Here is a 22,216-nt window from a genome sequence, read left to right as displayed (position 1 = left end):
ATTGCCGAAAAAATAACAGATGTTAGATTTATGGCAATACCAACCTTAGGAATGGATTCCAAAATGTCTCTGATTACGAATAGTTCGGCCTGGGCCGCAGATGAACATAAGATGTTCGCGGATAGCACACGCAAGCTTTTCGATGCCGAAATGGCTCCAAACATCGAAAAATGGGCGGAGCAGGGCATTGTTGACCGCGACTTCTGGAAAACAGTCGGTCAACAGGGTGTCATGGGTGGCTCGATTGCCGAAGAATATGGCGGGTTCGGTGGCGGCATCGGGTTCGATGCGATTACCGTTTACGAGCAAGGGCGCACCGGTGACACGGGTTGGGGCTATGGCATCCAGTCCATCGTAATCCATTATATCAACGCCTATGGCAGCGAAGAACAGAAGAAAAAGTGGTTGCCGAAGCTGGTCAGCGGCGACAGTGTCGCGGCGATCGCGATGACCGAGCCAGGAACGGGCTCTGACCTCCAGAACGTCCAGACCCATGCGGAAAAGGATGGCAACCATTACAAGATCAACGGCTCGAAGATCTTCATCACCAACGGACATACAGCCGATCTGGTTGTCGTCGTGGCAAAGACCGACCGTAACGCTGGCGCCAAGGGCGTTTCGCTGATCGTTCTGGAAACCGAGGACGCCGAAGGCTTTCGTAGGGGACGGAACCTGAAGAAGTTGGGCATGAAGGGATCGGATACGGCTGAGTTGTTCTTCGAGGATGTGCGCGTGCCTACGGCGAACCTGCTTGGCCCGGAAGAAGGGCAAGGTTTCTACCAGTTGATGAAGCAGCTCCCTTGGGAACGGCTGATGATTGGCGTTACCGCGCTAGGCTTCATTGACTTTGCCATCGATGAAACTGTGAAATATGTACAGGACCGCAAGGCATTTGGTAACCGCATCATGGATTTCCAGAACACACGCTTCAAATTGGCGGAATGCAAGACCAAGGCCGAATTGCTGCGCACCTTCGTCAATGACGGGCTCGTGCGCCTCGAAAAGGGCGAACTTGATGCGGCCACGGCCTCGATGGCGAAATGGTGGGGCAGCCAGACGCAAAACGAGGTCATGCATGAATGCCTGCAACTGCACGGCGGTTATGGTTTCATGATGGAATACCCGATCGCGCGCCTTTATGCCGACAGCCGGGTCCAGATGATCTATGGCGGCACCAACGAGATCATGAAGGAACTGATCGCACGTTCGATGGATGTTTGATCCGTTCGGTGCCGGGGGGGTTATTCTTCTCCCGGCCCGAGGATATCTTCGCTGTGCTCCCCCAGTCGAGGGGCAGGGCGGTGATCATGCCGCGCCGGCGTTGCCGAGAATCGTATCGGCGGGCGTGTCGTCCAGATCGCACCTTCGGTTGGGTGATCAATCTGTTGAAAGAACCCGGTCGCGGCAAGATGGGGATCGTTCGGCAAATCCGACAGGTTGCGCACCGGCATGGCGGGTATGTCGGCATTCTCCATCAGGGCAAGCCAGTCATCTGTTGTCCGAGTTAGGGCAATCTGCGCCACCATATCGTATACAGCGCCGATGTTGCGGCTACGGGTGTCCATGTCAGTGACCCAGACGTGGTCGATCATGTCATCGCGCCCGACCGCCTTGAAGAACCGCGCCCATTGTACGTTGGTGTAGGGCAGAATTGTGATATATCCATCTGCCGTCTTAACCGGACGCCTATGCGGAACCAGCATCCGGGCATAGCCGAAATCCTGCGGGGTCTCTTCGAAGGTGGCACCATCCAGATGTTCGGCCAGCAGGAAGGCGGCCAGCGTCTCAAACATCGGCACCTCGACATGCTGGGCTTCTCCCGTACGCTCGCGGTGGAACAGGGCTCCCATCACGGCATAGGCGGCCGTCACGCCGCCAAGCTTGTCGGCTAGAATCGTAGGGGCATATGCGGGCGGCGCTTCGGGATCGCGCAATGTTGCCAGGCTAGCTAACCCGGAAACCGACTGGACGGCATCGTCGAACGCGGGTCGGGCGGCATAGGGTCCGTCCTGCCCGAATCCAGTGGCAGATACCGTGATCAGGTTCGGATTTTCCTGGCGTAGGGTTTCGGGATCGAGAGACAATCTGGCTAGCGCCGCAGGCCGTATGCTTGAAATCATCACGTCGGCATCGATAAGCAGCTTGCGCAATCGATCCCGACCGGTCTGCGTCTTCAGATCGAGTACGACACTGCGCTTGTTACGGTTGGTACCCAGAAAAGCGGCGCCCATCTGTTTGTTGCGTGATGGCTGGACCTGGCGAAGAAGATCGCCCTCTGGGCCTTCCACCTTGATCACATCGGCCCCCAGATCGCCCAGCATTTGCGTCGCCAAAGGTCCGAAAACGACCGAAGTCAGATCCACGATCTTCACGCCTTGAAGGATCGCGGGTTTTTTCTCAGCGGTCATTTAGTTGCCCAACCTTTTTTTGAACGAGGGTAGAACTCGGCGCGAAGGGCTTTGCCTTCCGCATCGAAGGCCGGGCAGGGGCCCAGTGTCGTTTCGCCGACGCTGCGCCGGATCGGGGGTGTCGGGACCTTGATCTCGCCGGAGGGTGTGCCAATCACGGACCGGTCAAGCTGAGGGTGATCGGACAGGGTCGCCACGTCGTTCACGGCCCCGGAGGCAATGCCCGCAGCGTCAAGCCGCTTCAGCATCTCGGCGCGGTCATGAGAGGAGAACACGGCCTTGATGAGCGCTTCGAGCGCGGGCTTGTTTTCAATTCGCGCCGTGTTGTCGTGAAACCGGGGGTCGGTTGCCAGAGGCGCGTCGCCCAGTATGTGTTCACAGAACCGTTGCCATTCGCCGCTGTGCTGCACGGTAATGACGACAAGCTGACCGTCCTTGCACGCATAGGCCCCGTACGGGCAGATGACCGTGTGGTTCAGTCCGACACGGGGTGTCGGCTTGCCAAGGTAATCGTGATATAGCAGCGGAACCGACATCCAGTCGGCCATCACGTCAAACATTGCCACCGAAACACCGCTGCCCTTGCCGGTGCGATCACGCCCGACAAGTGCTTCGCAAATTCCGGCATGGGCTGTCATACCGGTGGCAATATCGCAGACGGAAACGCCAACCCGCCCCGGTCCGTCCGCCGTGCCGGTCACCGATGCCAGACCGCTTTCGCATTGCACCAGAAGATCATAGGCCTTGGCATTGCGCATCGGACCGTCCTCACCGTATCCGGTGATGTCGCAGGTCACGAGACGCGGGAACCTCTCTCGCAGCGTGGCGGAATCGAGCCCAAGCTTGACCAGCGCGCCCGGCAGCAGGTTTTGAATAAACACATCCGCGTTTTCCAGCATCCTGAGCAGGATTTCCCGGTCCTCGCCGGCTTTAATATCCAGGGCGACCGATTCTTTCCCTCGGTTCAGCCATGTGAAATAGGCGCTTTCACCATTGGCGGCGGTATCGTAGGCGCGGGCGAAATCGCCTGTGCCCTTGCGTTCGATCTTGATCACGCGCGCGCCGGCATCGGCCAGTCGCGAGGAGCAAAAAGGCGCGGCGACTGCCTGTTCCAGCGCAACTATGAGTTTGCCAGAAAGGGGGGCTAAATCTGAACCTGACATGAGTTTCCCGAAAATGTTCCAAAGAGGTTGACTAAATCTAACATTTGTTAGATTTATTATCAATACGCTTAACCAGAGAATTGATTACTTGAAGGAGAACGCCGGTGCCGGACGCCAAAGGACCAGACCAGATTTTCCAGGGCGCACTGACAAAGGGAGAGATCCTGCTGCCAAAGTGCGAAGACTGCGAGGCCTATCATTTTTTCCCGCGCGTCCTGTGTCCCCATTGTCATGGCGCCGCGATTTCATGGAAGCAGGCCACCGGCAAGGGACGGGTCCACACCACAACCGTCGTGCGCCGAAAGCCCGAACGGGGAGGTGACTACAATGTGTGCGTTGTCGAGCTGGACGAGGGCGTTCGGATGATGAGCCGGGTCGAGGGCATTGCTCCAGGTGAGGTCGCCATCGACATGGCTGTAACCGCTTTCGTGAGCGAGGCCGAGGGCGCTCCGGCCGTGCTTTTCAAGCCATCGGAGGGATAAGATATGACCGCTGAACTTCGGGGAAAATCCGCCATCGTGGGAACCGGTCATGCCGGTTTTGGAGAGGCACATGGTCTGACGGCATATGATGTCATGGCGCAGTCCGCACTTGCAGCGCTTGGCGATGCCGGGCTGAATCTGTCCGACGTCGATGGGCTGTTCTGCACCATGATGGAAGACAGCATGCCGGCGCTTATGGCGGCTGAGTATCTGGGCATTCAGCCGCGTTTCATTGATGGCACGATGTCGGGTGGATCATCCTTCGTGAATTATCTGACGTCAGCGACCATGGCGCTTGATGCCGGCCTGTGTGATGTCGCCCTGATTGTTTATGGCTCCAACCAGCGCACCGCGTCGGGCAGACTGGTGACCGCCTCGCGCCCGCCGGCCTATGAGGCGCCGTACAATCCGCGCTATCCGATCTCGGCATATGCGATGGCCGCGGCGCGGCACATGCATGAATACGGCACCACCCGCGAACAACTGGCCGACGTGGCCGTTGCCGCGCGGGCCTGGGCGCACCACAATCCCGAAGCGTTCGAGCGCGGCCCGCTGACCCGCGAGGACGTGTTGGGCGCGCGCATGGTGGGCGATCCGTTGACCGTGCGCGATTGTTGTCTTGTCACCGACGGCGGCGGCGCGATCGTAATGGTCCGCGCGGACCGCGCCCGGGATTTCCCAAAGGCGCCTGTCTATGTGCTGGGCAGTGCTGCGGAAAGCTCGCACCGGCAGATTTCGCAGATGAAAGATTTCACCGTGACCGCCGCCCGCGACTCGGGCGCGCGCGCCTTTGCTGCGGCCGGAGTGACCGCTGCGGACATCCAGGCGGTCGAGCTTTATGATGCCTTCACCATCAATACCATCCTGTTTCTTGAAGATCTGGGGTTCTGCGCCAAGGGCGAGGGCGGGGCCTTCGTCGAAGGCGGGCGCATCGCGCCTGGCGGCATCTTGCCTGTTAACACGAATGGCGGGGGCCTGTCCTGCGTGCACCCCGGGATGTACGGAATCTTCACCGTGATCGAGGCTGCGCGTCAGATCCGTGGCGACGCGCCGGGCATTCAGTTGAAGGATATCGACCTGGCGCTGGCGCATGGCAACGGCGGTGTGCTGTCCAGTCAGGTCACGGCAATACTTGGATCGCAAAACACGCTCTGACGGCAATTAAGGGAGGAAAGATAATGCCATTGGATTTCGAGGCACTGTCGAACTGGGACTTTGAGGAAATCGAACAGACGCTGACCGAGCGGGATACCATCCTGTATGCGCTCGGCCTAGGGTTCGGCGAGGATCCGACCGACAAAAAGGAACTGGCCTACGTCTATGAGGACGGGCTGAAGACGGTTCCATCGATGGCGGTCACTATGGGGTACCCCGGCTTCTGGCTGCGCGATCCCAAGACCGGTGTGAACTGGCAGCAAGTGTTACATGGTGAACAGTGGCTGGATATCTACAAGCCGCTGCCGACCCATGGCCGGATTGTCGGCCGCAGCAAGATCGACTTCATCTCCGACAAGGGCGAGGGCAAGGGAGCCGTCATCTACCAAAGCCGCGATATCATCGACGCGGACAGCGGTGAAAAGCTGGCGCGCGTGGCGATGTCGGCCTTCTGTCGCGGCGATGGCGGCTTTGACGGTGAAAATAAGGCGGGCCCGGCACCGGCAGCGCTGCCTGACCGCGCGCCCGATCACGTCTGTGAAATCGAAACCCTGCCGCGCCAAGCGCTCATTTATCGCCTCAGCGGCGATTTCAATCCGCTTCACGCTGACCCGGATGTCGCCCGTTCTGTCGGGTTCGACCGCCCGATCCTGCACGGTCTGGCGACCTATGGTCTGGCCGCCCGGGCGATCCTCAAGTCGGTGCTGGATTACGACGCCGCCCGGCTTGTCGGTCTGGATGTTCGGTTCTCGGCACCGGTCTATCCCGGCGAAACCGTGCGGTTCGAAATTTGGGAAGAGGACGGCGAGGCCCGGTTTCGCGCGTCGGTCCCGGCACGCGACGTCGTTGTTCTGAACAATGGCGCCGCGCGCTTCGCGTGAGGAGCAGAAGATGACTCAACCGCTCAAGGATATTCTGGTGTTGGATTTCAGCACCCTTCTTCCCGGTCCGATGGCGACGCTCATGCTTGCCGAGGCCGGGGCAGAGGTTATCAAGTTCGAACGGCCCGGGGTCGGTGAGGACGCACGCCACACGGAACCCATGATCGACGGGGAGAGCATCGGCTTTGCTGTGTTGAACCAAGGCAAGCGGTCGGTGGCCATCGACCTCAAGTCAAAGGGCGCGGTAGATGCTCTGCGGCCTTTACTTGAAAAGGCCGATGTTCTGGTAGAGCAGTTCCGTCCCGGCGTGATGGACCGGCTCGGGCTGGGATATGAGGCTGTGCGCGAGATCAATCCCGGTCTGATCTATTGTTCGATCACCGGCTATGGCCAGACCGGACCAAAGGCCAGCGCCGCTGGCCACGACCTTAACTACATCGGCGATGCGGGTATCCTGTCGCTGAGTCGCGGACCCGATGACCAACCGACAATGCCGTTCGGGCTGGTCGCCGATATCGGAGGCGGAACCTATCCGGCGGTGATGAATATCCTGCTGGCCCTGATCGCGCGGCAGGCAAGCGGGCAGGGGACGCATCTGGATATCGCCATGTCCGAGGGGGCGTTCGCCTTTGCCTATTGGGCCCATGCCGAAGGTGTGATCGCCGGGCAAAACATCGAAAGCGGCGGCAGCCGCCTGACGGGCGGCCTGGCCCGGTATCGGCTTTATACGGCTGCGGACGGGCGTCAGATCGCCGTTGGCGCGTTGGAAGAAAAGTTCTGGCAGTCGTTCTGCGATGTCATCGGTTTGCCGTCGGCGCTTCGCGATGACTGGTCCGAGCCTGATTCCTGTGCTGCGGAAGTTGCGCGTCGTCTGGGGAAACAGCCCTCGACCCATTGGGAGCCTTTGCTGGCGGCGGCAGATTGTTGCTGTTCGGTCGTAAAAACGCACGCCGAGGCGTCGCGTGACCCGCATTTCAAAGCGCGTGACGTTTTTGGGCGAACCCTGAGCATATCCGGCCAGAATGCGCCCGCATTGCCGCTACCAATTGCGCCGGAGTTCCGGTCTCCGGCCAACTCGGTCGGAGTTGCGGCCGCCTTGGGAGAAGACAATGCGCGTTACGGGCTGGACGCGCCGGACACAGATTAAATCCCGTTGACGTGCTGGTGGTGAATCACTATTCTAACAATTGTTAGAAAAATGGAGAGATCCAATGGCCGAGTCCGATGACCACCTGCCTGCAGAAGCCGAGCGCTTTGTCATGCCGTCGCACTATGTCGAAAGCGACAGCCTCGAAGTGCAGGGGTTTGCGACAGCGGCTTTGCGCGATCTTTCGCTGGATGCAACCAAGCGGGACAAGGCGATCCGTCTGTTTGAAGCGGTTCGCGACGACATTCGTTACGACCCATATTGTTTTGCGCTGGATGAAGATTCTTACCGTGCCAGCCGGATCGCAGGGGCAGAAGCGGCATTTTGCGTTCCCAAGGCGATCCTGCTTGCGGCCTGTTTGCGTGCTGTGGGTATCCCCGCCGCACTTGGGTTTGCCGATGTGCGCAACCACCTGAACACCCCTAAGCTGCAGGAGTTGATGGGGACTGACCTATTCATCTATCACGGCTACGTTCAACTGTGGCTGGATGGTGAGCCCTACAAGGTAACACCTGCATTCAACATGGAGCTGTGTGAAAGATTCGGGGTCAAGCCTCTGGTCTTCGACGGGTATCACGATGCGCTGTTCCACGAGTTCGATGAACAGGACCACCGGCACATGGAATATGTGAACGATCGAGGGCTCTATTTCGACGCGCCCATGGACGAATTCCTGGTGGCGTTCAAGGAAACCTATCCGAAGCTGGAAGAATTCAACCGCGTACGGATTTCCAGGGATGCAAGCGGATACGATTCCGGTTTCGCAAAGGAGGATGCTTCTTGAGGTATTTGGAGGATTTCGCGCCGGGCCAAGTCTATCACTTTCGCAGCGCCCCGATGAGCGCAGCCTCAATAAAGGCATTTGCCAAGGAATGGGATCCGCAGCGGCTGCACACCGACGAAGACTATGCGGCCACCATACATGGCAGCCTGATCGCCTCGGGCTTTCAGACGATGCTGGAGGTGTTCAAGCCTGTCATGACCGAGATGATGGTCGATGTTGCCAATATCGGTGGCATGGGCTTTGACAATTTGCGCTGGCTGCGGCCAGTGCGCCCGAACGAACCCCTTGATGTTGATATGACGGTCAATTCGGTCACGCCGTCCAAAAGCAAGCCCGACAGAGGTATTTTGCACTATACGCTCAGCGCCAAAAACCCCAAAGGCGAGATCGTTTTTTCGACCGACACCCCTGTGATGATTCAGCGAAAACAAAATGACACAGACTGATACAGTTTCCAGCGAACAAGAAGACCTTCGCCTGTTGCGAGAGAGCGCGCGCACCCTGTTCGAGCGCGCGGGCGGAAGTGGAAGAGCCAGAAAACTACGTGATGCCGACGGCGGTTTCGACCCGAAAATGGTCCGGGAATTGGCCGAGGCCGGCGTATTCGGCGTGGCGGTGCCCGAAGATCAGGGGGGTCTTGGCATGGGCTTGGCCGCCGGGGGCGTCATCGCAGAAGAGGCCGGTCGCGTGATTGCACCGGAACCGGTCGTGCTGACGATCGGTCTGAGCCTCGGCCTTCTGCGCCGCCTTTGCCCGGAACATCCGAAGATGGCGCAGCTCATCGGCGGCGAAATTTCACTGGCGGTTGCCTGGCAGGAACGTGGCCCGGGCGGAGCGCCCGCCAATGCGACCTGCCGATACGCAGACGGACGGCTGACCGGCAGCAAGGCTTGGGTGGTCGGCGCGACCGGATCGCACGGCTTCCTTGTTGTGGCCAAAGGAGATGATGGTCCGGTTCTGGTTCTGGCCGAGGCAGACGCGGACGGGCTTGTTACGACCAGGCGGGCGCAGGCCGACGGCAGTTCCCTGGGCGAGCTTTCGTTTTCAGGAATACCGGCCGCGGAACTGGCCAGCGGCGACGCGGTTCAGGCTGCGCTTGCCGAGGCTGTCGCCGATGCAACGGCGCTAGCCGCGGCAGAGCTTGTCGGCCTGAGCGAGTGCGCCTTCGAGATTACGCTCGACTACATCAAGACGCGCGAGCAGTTCGACAAGCCGATCGGGTCATTCCAGGTCATCCAGCATCGAGCCGTCGACCTTAACGTGATGTGCGAGGTTGCACAGGCGGGCGTCCGCGAAGTTCTGGCGCTGATGGACCGTGAAACCGATCAGAAGGTTCGGGCACAGCTTGCCAGCCGTGCCAAGGCGCGTGCGGTTACGACCGCCAAAAGGATTACCCGCGACGCGGTCCAGTTGCACGGGGCGGTCGGTTACACCGATGAGTTCGATATCGGGCTCTACCTGAACCGGGCGCTGGTGCTGTCGGCCTGGTTGGGCGACGACGCCTATCACAGACGGATTTGGTTCGATGCACGCGAAGCAGAGGGGGCAGCACAATGACCGACTGGAACGCAACGAGCGATGCGGACTTCCGCAAAGAAGTGCGCCAGTTCTTCGAGGCGGAATATCCCGAGGAACTGCGCCACCTGCCGCATCGTCCCAAGTTCGCCGAGATCGAACATTGGCACCGCAAGCTGCACGCCAAGGGCTGGGTCGCGCCGGCCTGGCCTGCGGAATACGGCGGCATGGGGCTGAACGCCGCCAAGCTTCTGATTTTCTACGAGGAGCAGCAACGCTGGGGCGTCAATCGTGGCCGCGACATGGGCGTGCAGATGGTCGGCCCACTGATTATCAAGTTTGGCACCCAGGAACAGAAAGACTATTGGCTGCCGCGTATCCTGAGTTGTGAAGACATCTGGTGTCAGGGCTATTCGGAACCCGGCGCCGGATCCGATCTGGCCAACCTGCGCACACGCGCAGAGATTGATGGCGGCGAATTTGTCATCAACGGACAGAAGATCTGGACCACGATGGCGCATGATGCCACGCACATCTTCATGCTGGTGCGCACTGATCCGGATGCGCCCAAGAAACAACAGGGCATCAGTTTCCTGCTCGCTCCGATGGATCAACCCGGAGTCGAGGTGCGCACGATCACTACCCTGTCGGGCGAGACCGAGTTTTGCGAGGTCTTCTTCGACAATGCCCGTACGCCCAGTGAAAACCTCGTGGGCGAGTTGAACAAGGGCTGGACGATGGCCAAGGCGCTTCTGAGTTTCGAGCGCATCTTCATCGGCTCACCAAGCCTGGCCCAGAACGCACTGGGGCAACTGGAAAGCTTTGCCCGGGGCCGTGGCGCTTTCGATGATCCGGTGTTCCGCGACCGCTTTGCCCAAGCCGCACTCGATGTTGAAGATCACGCCGCGCTATACGCCCGTTTTGCCGATCAGCTCAAGCGAGGTGAAACGCTCGGCGCGGATGTCTCGATTCTCAAAATCTGGGTGACTGAGTGCTTTCAGCGCATTACCGAGCTTATGATCGAAGCTGCCGGCCCCGACGGCGGTACCATCGGGCCACTTCAGGTCGGCAACGTAAGTGTCGATGTCCTTGCGAGCTTTTATAAGGCCAGGCCGACCACGATCTACGGTGGGTCGAACGAAATCCAACGAAACATTCTGTCCAAGGCCGTCCTCGGACTGCCTGGCTGAACCCATACTCATACCCACACCCTACGGAGGAAAAGAACTATGTCGGAGCGCTATGCAAAGTACGACAAACTGAAATTTGACTACCCGGCGGATCGCGTCCTGCGCATCACTTTTGACCGCCCTGAGTCCTTTAATTCCGTGGACGCGGAAACCCATACCCAGATGACGGACATGTGGATCGATATCGACCGTGATCCCGACATCAACGCGGTCATTGTAACCGGCGCGGGAAAGGCGTTTTCCGCCGGCGGTGATTTTAGCTTGATTGAAAAAATGATCGGCGACTCGCACGAGATCATGAAGACTTGGAAAGAGGCCAAGGACCTTGTCTACAACATCATCAACTGCAACAAACCCATCATTTCCGCGATCAACGGACCTGCGGCCGGTGCCGGTCTTGTGGTTGCCATCCTCGCCGACATCTCGATTGCCGGGAAGAAGGCCAAGATTGTCGATGGTCACCCGCGCCTGGGTGTTGCCGCTGGCGATGTCGCGGCGATCATCTGGCCGCTGCTGACTTCGATGGCCAAGGCGAAATACTATCTGATGACTTGTAAGCCGGTTTCGGGCGAAGAGGCCGAGCGCATCGGCCTTGTCTCAATGTGCGTCGAAGATGACGAGTTGCAACAAATCGCTTTGGACACGGCCGTCGAGCTGGCCAACGGCTCGCAAAGCGCAATCCGCTGGACCAAGTATTCGCTGAACAACTGGCTGCGCCAGGCTGGCCCGATCTTCGATGCGTCGACCGCGCTGGAGATGCTCGGTTTCATGGGTGAAGACGTCAGGGAAGGCGTTCTGTCACATCGGGAGAAGCGCGCGCCGAACTTCCGCAAGGACTGCCCGCTTTAACGCCTGATTGGACGAGGAGGCATGGAAATGTCTGAAGATATCTACCAAGATATAGCGCAAGCCTATGCCGCTGCGGCCGAAAAGGCTCCTGGCCTGAAATCGCGATTTACGGCTGCCGGATTTGATCCGGCAGCCGTCACATCGGTGGCGGACCTCTCGCGTCTTCCAGTGATGAAGAAGGAGGAGCTTCTGAAGATCCAGCGTGACAATCCACCCTTCGGCGGGTTCCTCGCATCGGATCTCAAGGATATCGGGCGGATCTACGTATCCCCCGGCCCGATTTTCGAACCGGCCCTATCGGGCGGTGGCGGCCACGGTCTGGACCTGCTGTTCAAGGCGGCCGGCGTGGGGCCCGGGGTTATCATCCTGAACACCTGGATGTACCACCTCGTGCCGGCAGGCTTGCTGTTCGACGAAGCGGCACAGTCCGCCGGCGCCACGGTTATCCCCGGAGGCGTTGGCAATACCGAGCTTCAGGCACAGATCATCGTCGAAACCGGCGTGACCTCGATCTGCGCCTCGACCGCGTTTTTCCTGACGCTGGCGGACAAAGTGATCGAAACCTATGGCCGCGACGCATGGAAGGTAAAGACGGCCTTCCTCGGCGGAGAGATGGGCGATTGGATGGCCAAGCGCCGCCGGATTGAGGCCGACTATGGCGTCTCCACCTGGGCTGCCTATGCCACTGCGGATCTGGGCCTTGTCGCCTATGAGGATGGCGGCGAAGGCTATGGAGTTCATCCCGACCGCGTGGTGCAAATCTGCGATCCGGACAGTGGAGAACAGGTCGCTCACGGGGAACCGGGCGAGGTTGTTGTGACCGCGCGCGATGCAACTTGGCCGATGATCCGGTTCGGTACCGGCGACAGCGCCTTTGCGCTGGAAAGCAACGCGGATGGCACCGTCAGCCGGATTTCCGCACTGCAGGGCCGGGTCGGCGCAGCGGTCAAAGTGCGCGAGATATTCGTTTATCCACGCGTGATCGAAGAAGTTGTCATCGGTACGCCCGGCGCAACGGCCGCGCAGGCCGTGGTAACGCGCGAGAACGATCGCGACATGATCCGCCTCTCGCTTGTGCTGGAAGACGGTGCCGACGCTTCTGCTGCGGAAACAGCCGCCATCGAAACCTTCAAACTGCATGCACGAATTCGCGCCGACGAGGTGAGCATTGTTGCGGAACTACCCGAGAATGCAGAACTGATCGTCAACCAAAAAGACGGCTGAGATCGGCTGAAACCGGAAAGCGTTCCAACAGACTTGGGAGCGGCCAGGACATCCTGGCCGCTCCCAAGTCAGTTCAAGAGTCAGAACGCGTTCAACCCGGTCAGGTTCCGGCCGATGACCAGCTTCTGAATCTCGGTGGTCCCGTCCGGGATCGGCATGACCTTGGCATTGCGAAAGTGCCGTTCGACTGGAAACTCTTTGGTGATGCCGTTGCCGCCGTGGATTTGCACCGCTTTTCCGGCGATCTCTACCGCCATCTCTGTCGCATACCATTTCGCCATCGAGGTCTGGGTGTCGCAGCGCACGCCCAGGTCCAAAAGTTGCAGCCCGCGCTGACACAACAGGCGCGCTGCATCCAGGTGCGTGGCCATGTCGGCCAGGTAGCCCTGGATCAACTGGTGCCCGCCGATCGGCTTGCCATGCTGTTCGCGATCCTGCGCATATTTGACGGCACATTCCAACGCTGCCTGGGCAATGCCAATGCTCGTCAGGCCGACAAACACGCGAGCGCTTTCAAACAGCTTCAAAGTCTGGAACAGGCCTCCGCCCGCATTACCCAGAACATGCTCGGCGGTGGTTTCCGCCCGGTCGAAAAACAATTCGCAGGTCGAAGCACCGACAAGCCCCATCTTGCGCAATTCGCGGCTTTCGTATCCGCCGGTGTCACGGTCGACGATGACCATGGAAATACCGTCGTCCAGATTGCAGACAACGATGGCGAAATCCGACTGGGCCCCATTGGAAATCCAGAGCTTCTGGCCGGTGACGAAAATCTTGTCGCCCTCGCGGTCTGCACGGGTCTTGACCTCGCGCACGTTCGAGCCGACCTCTGGTTCGGAAATACACGTGGCACAGATCCGTTCACTGCGCAGGAGCGGCTTCAGATAGGCCTCTTTCTGCGCCGCATTTCCCAAAAGGTTGACGGCGAACACGGCATGACCCTGGATCAGGACCGCAATTGCCAGATCGGCCCATATCCGGGCCAGTTCCTCGTAAAGGATGCCATAGGTCATGCGGTCGATTCCGGCACCGCCGTCTTTCTCGGGTATCAGGCCGCTGATCAGCCCGAATTCCTCGACCTTGGCGAACAGGGACTTCAGCGTTTTCGCATCGGGCGGGTGTCCGAGGTCTTCGTATTTCTCGGCCAGCGGAGCGAACTCTGCCTCGGCCATCTTGCGGAAGTGCTCCAGCAACATGCGTTGCTCGTCTGTATAGATTGCCTGAGCGGCGGCGATCACGTTTTCCATAGTTTTTTCCTTGTTTCAGCGGCCGAGAATGGTGACGCAGGCGGCAGCTTCTTCTACCCCGTGCAAGCCCCCACCGTTTTCGGCAATGGCGTTCTGTGCCCCTTCGACCTGACGCGCGCCGGCTTCGCCGCGCAGCTGCGTGACCAGTTCAAAGACCTGCCCGATACCGGTGGCCCCGACCGGGTGGCCCTTGGATTCCAATCCGCCCGAAGGGTTCACCGGAATGCGTCCGCCGATCTTTGTGTCGCCGCGCAGGCTGGCCGGGCCGCCCTCACCGAATTCGACAAACCCGAGGTTCTCGATCTGGATCACTTCACCGACGGCCGTGGCGTCATGCACTTCGGCAACTGACATATCCTCGGGGCCGAGCCCGGCCTGTTCATAGGCCTGAAGCGCGGCCAGCCGGGTCAGGTGGTTCTTGTAATCTTCCGGCGGACGGTCGGTGCCCGAGCGCAGGATCGCGGCCTTGACCTTGATCGCGCGGGCGGGATCGAGCCCCAGCCGCTTGAGCCCTTCGCCCGTGCACAGCACGGCCGCCGCGGCACCGTCCGAGATCGGGGCGCACATCGGCAGGGTCAGCGGATAGGTGATGGGCGGCGCGGCCAGAACCTGATCGACACTCATGGCATCGCGATACTGCGCCAGCGGATTATGCGCGGAATGTGCATGGTTCTTGGCGGCGACGGCGGCGAACTGTTCCTGCGTGGTGCCAAAGGTCTTCATGTGCAACCGCGCGAAGCCTGCGTAGACATCCATGAACACGCTGTAGGGCTTGGGCGATTTCGATCCTTCGGGTTCCTCGACTCCGGTACCCAGATCGGCCAGCCGTTGCGCGACCTCGTCGCCGTTGCTGACGTCCCAGCCGCTGTCGAAGGCCGAAAACATCAACGCGCGGTCGTCGGAATACATCTTTTCGGCGCCTATGGCGAGGCAGCAATCGCCATTGCCCGCCTTGAGAAAATCCACCGCCAGTTTGAACCCGGTCGAGGCGCTGGCACAGGCGTTTTCGACATTCACCACCGGAATGCCCTGAATGCCCATCTCGCGTAGCGCGATCTCGCCCCGTATCATGTGCTGGCCTTCCATGTGGCCCTGCACCGCGTTCGAGAAGAACGCGCCGTCGATGCGATCAGCCGTCACTCCGGCGTCTGAAAGGGCGGCGGCGACGGCCTCGCCGGTCATGGCCTTGATGGTTTTGTCCCGGAATTTTCCGAACGGCGTCATCCCGACGCCAACGACGTAAATGTCCTGCATCGTTTGTCCTCCTGATCTAGTATCCGCGAAACTGCGGTTTTCGCTTTTCATTGAACGCCGACAGGCCCTCGTGCATGTCCCAGGACCGCATGTGCGCGCGCAGGTTCAGCATCTCTTCGGACAGGGCGGCGGTTTCGTCCACATCCAGCGACCGGTTAGCAACCGCCTTCATACGGCGCAAGACCGCCGGGCTTTTGTCTGCCAGCCTGTCGGTAAAGGTCTGCACCGCGTTGCGCAGGTTTTCGTCCGTGACGACCTTGTTGACCAGCCCCCAGTCCATCATGTCCCGCGCCGAAACGTTCTCGCCCGAGAACAGCAGGTATTTCGCGCGGTTCAGTCCAATCCTGCGCGGCAGGATCGCCGCACCGCCTGCTCCAGGAAAGACCCCGAAATTGGAATGTGCGTCGCCCAGTTGCGCGCTTTCGGCGGCAAAGACCAGGTCGCAGGCCATCACCATTTCCAGACCGCCCGCCATGGCCAGCCCGTTCACGGCGGCGATCACGGGTTTGGGCCCATGTCGCATCAGTCCAAACGTGTGATCGACAAGATCAATCAGATCCGGCTCGCCCGGTGCATGTTTGGTGCCAGCAACTTCTTTCAGATCGGCACCGGCGCAGAATGCCCGGCCAGAACCGGTCAGGACAATTGTGCGAACCGCATCGTCGGCCAGCGCCGATTCCAGCGCGGCCGCGATCTCTCGCAACATCTGCGTTGACATCGCGTTGAGCTGTTCGGTGCGCTGGAAGGTAATCCATTCAGTTTTTGCCACCCGCTCAACAAATAGCGTCTGCTTTGCTTCATTCATGCTAAGATCCTGAAAAATAATGGAAGTTTGGTTTTTTGTCTTGTCTTTCCCGGCGATCTGCGCTGCACTGGGTCGGACCCGCACGCGGACAAAACAAGAGCTGGAGACTGATATGAGTAATGCACCCCTGGCCGGCCTGAGGATTCTCAGCCTTGCTGAACAATTTCCCGGCCCCTACGCGACAATGCTGTTGTCCGACATGGGGGCCGAGGTGATCATGATCGAACGTCCGGGCATCGGTGATCCGGCCCGGCAGTTTCCGCCGTTGTTCCGGGCTCTGAACCGGGGCAAGCGCAGCGTCGCGTTGGATCTGAAATCGGTCGACGGGTTGGCACGGTTTCGCGAACTGGCCAAGGTTTCGGATGTTATCGTCGAAGGGTTCCGCCCTGGAAAGCTCGCGGCCTTGGGCGCCGGGTTCGAGGACATGCGTGGCGTCAACCCGCGGCTGGTCTACGTGTCGATTTCGGGCTACGGGCAGGACGGCCCCTATCGTGACCGTGCCGGCCACGACCTGAGCTACGAAGGCGTTGGCGGCCTGCTGGCCGATCAGGCCGATGCAGGGCAACCGGGCCCTGTTCCGGCGATCCCCCTCGCGGATGTGGGCGCGGCGTTGTTCGCGGCGATCGCAATCCTGTCGGCGGTCGTATCGTGCCAGCGGACGGGACAGGGGCGTTTCGTGGACGTGTCCATGTCGGACGCTGTGGTTTCGATGTTGACGGCATTCCTTGTTCCGGCGGCCAACGGCACACCGCTGGGCGAGTTCATCGCCGAGCCGGGCTACGGCGTGTTCACCTGCAAGGACGGCAAGCTCATGACCTTGTCCATCGCGCATGAGGACTGGTTCTGGCAACCGTTCTGCGATGTGATCGACAGAGCGGATCTTGCGCCGTTGACAGGCCGCGACCGTGTCGCCCGCAAGGACGCGCTCCGCGAAGAGATCGCGGCGGTTCTGGTCGGCAAGACGCGCGCCGAATGGGGCGATCTTCTGGACAAGGCGGGCGTGCCTTGGGGTCCGGTCAATTCCTTGGTCGAAACGCTGGACGACCCCCATGTGCGTGCGCGACAGTTGCTGCGCACGATCGCGCATGACAGCGGCAGGACCGAGACGTTCCTTGTCCAGCCTCTGAAGTTCGATGGTTTCGAGACCGCAGCCCCTGACCTGCCACCAGAGCTTGGCGCAGACAATGACAGCGTTCTTTCGGACAGCGCCAGCTAGAGGCGGCTTCCGTCCGCTTTCGGCTCTAGCAGGCAAAAGAATACCCGCCATTCACCGGATAGGTCTGTCCGGTGATCCAGCTGGCGGCATCCGAGCAGAGAAACAGGATCATTCCGGCGGGATCTTCCGGCTCGCCCAGACGGCGGATCACATATTGCGACAATGCCCGCTTCTCGGTCTCTGCATCCGGGATCAGGTCGGCAACAGCCGGCGTTCTCGTTCCCCCCAGGGCGACGCAATTCGCGGTGATCCCGAACCGGCCACCCGCCTTGGCGATGGCCCGCATGAAGCCTGCCGCACCGGCCTTGGCACCGGAATAAACCGCCAGATGCGGCTCGCCGACGCGACCGGCGTCGGAAATGACGGTCACGATGCGCCCATAGTCACCTTTGACCATCAAGGGCATGGCGTGACGGGTGCAGTTCAGAACCCCATCGAAATTGGTCGCCATCCAGCGGCGCCATTCGGTGGGATCCGACTCCCAAAACGGGACAAGATCGTCAAGACGCGATGTCGGCCCGGCGTTGCCTGCATTGTTGACCAGAATATCCACGCCGCCGAAGGCGTTCTGAGCCTCGGCAAACGCCGCGCCGACCGCGTCGAAATCCGACACATCGAACGCGAGCGGCATCGCCTTTGCACCGGCTGCCTCCACTTCCGCGGCAACGCTTTCGGCCCGTTCGGCGTGAAAATCGTTGACGATGACGGCACCGGCCCCGTGTTCAGCCAGATAAAGCGCGACTTGTCGGCCCACGCCCTGACCCGCTCCGGTTACTACTGCGGTACGACCCTTGATGGATAGCAGTTCACTCATCTTCGTTCCTTTCCTATCCCAGCCACCTCTTGCGGCGGCGATAATGTTTGATTGCACGATAACTTTTGCGTTCGCCGGACGCGGTGACACCAAGATAAAACTCCTTGATGTCCTCGTTGTCAGCGAGCTTGTCTGCCGGGCCATCCATCACGATACGGCCATTTTCCATCACATAGGCGTAGTCGGCGATCGACAGTGCAGCAGCGCTGTTCTGTTCGACCAGGAAAAAGGTAGTGCCTTCTGATTTGAGTTGCTTGAGCACTTCATAAACATCCCGGATCATCATCGGGGCCAGACCCAGGGACGGCTCGTCAATCGCGATGATCTTGGGCTTGGCCATCATGGCCCGACCAATCAGCAGCAGTTGCTGTTCGCCACCAGACATGAAGCCAGAGGTTCGATTTCGGAGGTCGGCAAGCCGAGGCATCAAGGTGTAAACATGGTCCAGGCGGTTTTTAAGCTCGGCGGAATTGGGCACCATGTGTCCGCCGACGATCAGGTTCTGCTCTGACGTCAGATGGCGCAACACGCGCCGGCCTTCCATCACGTGGATCAGGCCATTCTTCACGACTTCCGAGGCTTCCATGTTCTGAACGGGGGTTCCGTCCAGAACGATGGACCCTGCCGAAACGGTTCCATCCTCGGATTTGAGCGTTCCCGAGATGGCCTTGAGCGTCGTGCTTTTGCCCGCGCCATTGCCACCGAGCAGAGCAATACATTGACCTTCACTGACTGTCATGGACACGCCTTTGAGCGCCAGGATGACGTCGGAATAGGTCACTTCTACATTATTGAGTTCCAGCATGGTCATATTGCCCGGGGCCAAGGATCAGGACGGGCGCCGCGACTGCGGCGCCCGGATTAATTCACCACTTCTGAACGTCAGGAACGTCGACGCCGATCGCTTCGATGGTGATCTTGCCATCTTTGACAGTGCCCACATTCACCTTGAGACCTTCCAAAGGGAAAGGCGCTTCGGGAGTGAACGTGAGGGATGGAAGAAAGCCGTGGGTTTCTTCGGTCGTGATCGGCCCGGCAAAGAGCGCCTCGCGTACCATCTCTCCGGTCAGGCCCTCGGCACCGTTCGCCGCAATCGCGTGATCGATCACGGTCGCGACAAAGAGGCCCTGAGACACGCCCATTGCGGTCACGACGTTCCAGGGCGCCTTGAGCCCATAATCGGCAACCAGTGTTTCATAGAATTGCCGCGCGGGAGTGTCCTCATCGGCCGCGATCGCCATGCCGTAGGCTTCAAAATCGCCCTCCAGTTGATCAAGCCCGCCAAGCGCGCCGCCCGAGGCCGGAAGCCCGTTATGCGAACTCATCATGATCGGGATGTTCGAACCGTTGGCCTGCAGTCCACGTTTCGCCGCAACTACGATAGAAGTGTTCGTCTGGATGATCAGCGCCTCGGCCCCGGCCCGCACGACGCGGCGCATTTGCCCCGTCAGATCGGTCGGTTGCACTTCGGTATAGATGACCTCGACGAGGTCAATCTCCTCGGGGTGCTCTTCGGCATAGAGTTCGAGGCCCTTTGCCATATCGACATAGGCAGGCGAGGCCTCGGAAGCCAGGATCGCAACCTTAAGCGGACCGTCTCCACCTCGCTGTTCACGCATCCAGTTCAGAAAGCCGGCGCTTTCGTGCGAATAGGTCGGACGCGGGTTGAAAATCCAAGAATTCGGTTTCCAGGCAAAACCGTAGCTGGCCGTGGCCATGAACATCGGAATCTTGTCTTCCGGCAGGCGTTCGGAAAGGGCGGCAACGTCAGGCCCGCCAAGGCCGACGACCGCAATCGGATCCAGTTCCGATTTGATCCCGGGCCAGAGGCTCGCCACCTGTGCCGCGTCATAGCGGGTTTCGTAGTTCTTATAGTTCAGCGTAACGCCAAGTTCCTTGCCCCGGGTTTCATTCCACCAGGTGAACACAGCCTCGCGTCCGCCCGCCAGAATGGGCATGATGTCAGCATAGGGGCCGGAAAAGTCCGACAGCAGGGCGAGATTATAGGTTGTCTCCGCCTGCGCTTTCAAAGGCATAGTTGCCGCAACAGCTATGGCACACGCTGCCAGCAGGCCGCGGAGGCCTTGTTTCGTTTGGTAAGTCATATTTTTCCTCCCAGGTTAAGAGCCGCTCTATTTTTTCAGTAGGGAAACGGCCAGATACGATAAGATGATTTCATTATGTTCCAGCGGTGCATCAGCCCCTTGGGTTCGAGGATCATGAACAATGCGATCACGCCGCCAAGAACGACATTCATGCCGGCGAACACGATGTCTCCGCCAAGGAATGATACCGAGTCGGCAATATTGGGGCCGACCGTCGCGATGATTTCCTGGATGATGCGGATAATGAAGACACCGACCAGGGCTCCCACGATTGATCCCATCCCGCCGACGATGATCATCGCGACAAAGAAGATCGAGTGAAACAGGGTGAACTGGTCCACCCCCACGAAGCGGATCAGATAGGCCCACAGCGCCCCGCCGACACCCGCATAGAAAGCGCCGATCAGGAAGGCATTCGCCTTGGTGGCCGCGACATTGATCCCCATGATACCTGCGGCCACGTCATCATCCCTGACCGCCACGAAGGCACGGCCAAAGCGTGACCGGACGATCCCGAATGCGCCCGCGACCATGATCGCGGTGACCGCAAAATTCATGTAGAACTGCGCAGTTTCGCCAACGAAGCGCAGCCCAAAAAGTTCTGCGGGCGGCACGGTGATACCGTTTGATCCACCCATCCAGGTTGACGGCAGGTTTAATACGGCAAAGTGGAACAGGAACTGTGCCGCAATCGTGGTCAGAGCCAGATAAAACCCCTTGATCCGCGCCGCGGTCAAACCAAAGAGAAAGCCGAATAGCGCAGCCGAGAGGCCGGCCAGAGGAATCGTCAATAAGAATGTAAGGCCGGTCTTCGAGGCAAGTATCGAGGCCGTATAGGCCCCGACCCCCATGAAAGCCGCCTGACCCAGGTTAATCTGGCCCGCATAGCCGGTGCAGATCTGAAGCCCTACGGCAATGACGGCGCTGATCATCATCATGTTCAGGATAGCGATGATACGCCCGCTTACCAGATAAGGCGCTAACAACAGCAGAGCCATGAACAAGACGAGGGCAAGCACCTGCCAGCGCGTTCGGATAATACGTCTGTCACTGCGATAGCTTGTCGGGAAAATACCGGAGGGATCCATGGATTACACCCGCTCGATTGTGCGCCAGCCGAACAGGCCGGTCGGCCGGATCAGCAGAATGGCAAGCATGATGATGTATGGCACGACACTGCCAAGTGAGCCGCCAATCAGCGGGTCAAGATAGTTGGTGGTCAGGCTCTGGGCGATTCCGATGATTATTCCTGCCAGAATAAGCCCGCCGATGGATTCCAACCCGGCAAACAGCGCCACCGGCAGGGCCGCGAACCCGATATCCGAGGCCAGGAAGGTCAGCGATTTGCCGCTGAGAAAGATCATTGCACCGATCGTGGACAGGATTGCCCCAAGCACCCAGGCAAAGGCAATCGAGCCCTTCACTGAAATCCCCATCGAAGATGCCACGACGTGATCTTCTGCCACTGCGGTCATCCGCAGACCCGACCGGGTCCGGTTGAAGAACCACGACAGCCCGACGGCGGCGACAATGGTGATGATCCCACCCATAAGGAGGTTCATCGGGATCAACATATCACCGAGGAACAACGGTTTCAGCGGGAAAATGATCGGGAAGGGCCGCACGGCGGGACCGAACACAAGTAGCACCAGCCCGCGCAACAGGATCAGCAGGCCGACAGTGACCATGACCATCGAAAAAACCGATTCACCGATCAGCTTTGTCAGAAAAATCCGTTCGATTGCGTAGCCGACCAAGCCAGCCAGAACCAGCGAAAGCGGTATCGACAACCAAAGGCTAAGCCCCGCTTGCATCGTTGTGAACCAGACGATGAACCCGCCGATGATCACAAGTTCGCCCTGCGCGAAGTTGAATACCTTGCTGGCGCGGTAAATCACGACAAAGCCCATGGCCACCAGCGAATATAGTAGGCCGATCAAAGCCCCGGTTATAATGTCATTGATGAAATAAACCATC

The 22,216-nt window shown here is 59.6% G+C and carries 22 protein-coding genes; 12 read left to right on the top strand and 10 right to left on the bottom strand.

Translation table 11 applies throughout. From position 1 onward, the window contains the following. The first annotated feature begins 63 nt into the window (after positions 1-63). Positions 64-1,221, top strand: coding sequence for an acyl-CoA dehydrogenase family protein (locus N1037_20385; GenBank protein UWS81463.1), 1,158 nt, complete (start codon positions 64-66; stop codon positions 1,219-1,221). A gap of 20 nt (positions 1,222-1,241) precedes the next feature. On the opposite strand, the gene N1037_20380 is transcribed toward N1037_20385, so the two are convergent. Both N1037_20380 and N1037_20375 read right to left on the bottom strand, forming a co-directional pair. After that, positions 1,242-2,408 carry a CoA transferase gene (locus N1037_20380; GenBank protein UWS81462.1) on the bottom strand — a complete coding sequence of 389 codons (1,167 nt, stop codon included), beginning with the start codon at positions 2,406-2,408 and terminating at the stop codon, positions 1,242-1,244. Beyond that, positions 2,405-3,571, bottom strand: a complete 1,167-nt coding sequence (locus N1037_20375) for a CoA transferase (GenBank protein ID UWS81461.1) — start codon at positions 3,569-3,571, stop codon at positions 2,405-2,407. The genes N1037_20380 and N1037_20375 overlap by 4 nt, the downstream gene beginning before the upstream one ends. A gap of 104 nt (positions 3,572-3,675) precedes the next feature. On the opposite strand from N1037_20375, the gene N1037_20370 reads away from it, so the two are divergent. The 10 genes from N1037_20370 (at position 3,676) to N1037_20325 (ending at position 12,798) form a co-directional block, all read left to right on the top strand. After that, positions 3,676-4,053 carry an OB-fold domain-containing protein gene (locus N1037_20370; GenBank protein ID UWS81460.1) on the top strand — a complete coding sequence of 126 codons (378 nt, stop codon included), beginning with the start codon at positions 3,676-3,678 and terminating at the stop codon, positions 4,051-4,053. 3 nt (positions 4,054-4,056) lie between these two features. Then, positions 4,057-5,208, top strand: a complete 1,152-nt coding sequence (locus N1037_20365; GenBank protein ID UWS81459.1) for a thiolase — start codon at positions 4,057-4,059, stop codon at positions 5,206-5,208. Between the two features lie 23 nt (positions 5,209-5,231). Beyond that, positions 5,232-6,089: a MaoC/PaaZ C-terminal domain-containing protein gene (locus N1037_20360; protein UWS81458.1), complete on the top strand. Its 858-nt coding sequence runs from the start codon at positions 5,232-5,234 to the stop codon at positions 6,087-6,089. 10 nt (positions 6,090-6,099) lie between these two features. After that, entirely contained in the window at positions 6,100-7,236 is a 1,137-nt protein-coding gene (locus N1037_20355) for a CoA transferase (GenBank protein ID UWS81457.1), read from the top strand. A gap of 64 nt (positions 7,237-7,300) precedes the next feature. Further along, positions 7,301-8,020, top strand: coding sequence for a transglutaminase family protein (locus tag N1037_20350; GenBank protein ID UWS81456.1), 720 nt, complete (start codon positions 7,301-7,303; stop codon positions 8,018-8,020). Beyond that, positions 8,017-8,466 (top strand): MaoC family dehydratase, encoded by a 450-nt coding sequence (locus tag N1037_20345; GenBank protein UWS81455.1) that lies wholly within the window; start codon positions 8,017-8,019, stop codon positions 8,464-8,466. Before N1037_20350 ends, N1037_20345 begins: the two co-directional genes overlap by 4 nt. Beyond that, positions 8,453-9,577, top strand: coding sequence for an acyl-CoA/acyl-ACP dehydrogenase (locus N1037_20340; protein UWS81454.1), 1,125 nt, complete (start codon positions 8,453-8,455; stop codon positions 9,575-9,577). Before N1037_20345 ends, N1037_20340 begins: the two co-directional genes overlap by 14 nt. Then, a complete protein-coding gene (locus N1037_20335) occupies positions 9,574-10,725 on the top strand; it encodes an acyl-CoA dehydrogenase family protein (protein ID UWS81453.1) in 1,152 nt (383 codons plus the stop codon). Before N1037_20340 ends, N1037_20335 begins: the two co-directional genes overlap by 4 nt. Before the next feature lie 39 nt (positions 10,726-10,764). Beyond that, on the top strand, positions 10,765-11,574 hold the full coding sequence (locus N1037_20330) for an enoyl-CoA hydratase/isomerase family protein (GenBank protein ID UWS81452.1): 810 nt from the start codon (positions 10,765-10,767) through the stop codon (positions 11,572-11,574). A gap of 27 nt (positions 11,575-11,601) precedes the next feature. Then, on the top strand, positions 11,602-12,798 hold the full coding sequence (locus N1037_20325; GenBank protein UWS81451.1) for a phenylacetate--CoA ligase family protein: 1,197 nt from the start codon (positions 11,602-11,604) through the stop codon (positions 12,796-12,798). Positions 12,799-12,878: 80 nt separating this feature from the next. Here the strand turns inward: N1037_20325 and N1037_20320 are convergent, their stop codons facing one another. The 3 genes from N1037_20320 to N1037_20310 are packed head-to-tail and all read right to left on the bottom strand — an operon-like array spanning position 12,879 to position 16,104. Then, on the bottom strand, positions 12,879-14,045 hold the full coding sequence (locus tag N1037_20320; protein UWS81450.1) for an acyl-CoA dehydrogenase family protein: 1,167 nt from the start codon (positions 14,043-14,045) through the stop codon (positions 12,879-12,881). A gap of 15 nt (positions 14,046-14,060) precedes the next feature. Further along, entirely contained in the window at positions 14,061-15,299 is a 1,239-nt protein-coding gene (locus tag N1037_20315) for a thiolase family protein (protein ID UWS81449.1), read from the bottom strand. 16 nt (positions 15,300-15,315) lie between these two features. After that, positions 15,316-16,104, bottom strand: coding sequence for an enoyl-CoA hydratase/isomerase family protein (locus tag N1037_20310; protein UWS81448.1), 789 nt, complete (start codon positions 16,102-16,104; stop codon positions 15,316-15,318). 19 nt (positions 16,105-16,123) lie between these two features. On the opposite strand from N1037_20310, the gene N1037_20305 reads away from it, so the two are divergent. Then, positions 16,124-17,320 (top strand): CoA transferase, encoded by a 1,197-nt coding sequence (locus N1037_20305; GenBank protein ID UWS81447.1) that lies wholly within the window; start codon positions 16,124-16,126, stop codon positions 17,318-17,320. A 25-nt stretch (positions 17,321-17,345) separates the two neighbouring features. Here the strand turns inward: N1037_20305 and N1037_20300 are convergent, their stop codons facing one another. The 5 genes from N1037_20300 to N1037_20280 form a co-directional block, all read right to left on the bottom strand. Further along, positions 17,346-18,134 (bottom strand): SDR family oxidoreductase, encoded by a 789-nt coding sequence (locus N1037_20300; protein ID UWS81446.1) that lies wholly within the window; start codon positions 18,132-18,134, stop codon positions 17,346-17,348. A 13-nt stretch (positions 18,135-18,147) separates the two neighbouring features. Next, the gene (locus tag N1037_20295; GenBank protein ID UWS81445.1) at positions 18,148-18,939 is read right to left on the bottom strand and encodes an ABC transporter ATP-binding protein; all 792 of its coding nucleotides are present in this window, start codon (positions 18,937-18,939) and stop codon (positions 18,148-18,150) included. Between the two features lie 61 nt (positions 18,940-19,000). Next, a complete protein-coding gene (locus N1037_20290) occupies positions 19,001-20,239 on the bottom strand; it encodes an ABC transporter substrate-binding protein (GenBank protein ID UWS81444.1) in 1,239 nt (412 codons plus the stop codon). A 35-nt stretch (positions 20,240-20,274) separates the two neighbouring features. Continuing rightward, positions 20,275-21,327 carry a branched-chain amino acid ABC transporter permease gene (locus N1037_20285; GenBank protein UWS81443.1) on the bottom strand — a complete coding sequence of 351 codons (1,053 nt, stop codon included), beginning with the start codon at positions 21,325-21,327 and terminating at the stop codon, positions 20,275-20,277. Between the two features lie 3 nt (positions 21,328-21,330). Then, positions 21,331-22,215 (bottom strand): branched-chain amino acid ABC transporter permease, encoded by an 885-nt coding sequence (locus N1037_20280; GenBank protein ID UWS81442.1) that lies wholly within the window; start codon positions 22,213-22,215, stop codon positions 21,331-21,333. Position 22,216: the final 1 nt, after the last annotated feature.

It is taken from the genome of Phaeobacter sp. G2 (assembly GCA_025163595.1).
In the GTDB taxonomy this organism is placed as follows: Bacteria; Pseudomonadota; Alphaproteobacteria; order Rhodobacterales; family Rhodobacteraceae; genus Pseudophaeobacter.
Note: the sequence above shows the minus strand (reverse complement) of the source record. Positions and strands in the feature narration are given on the sequence as shown.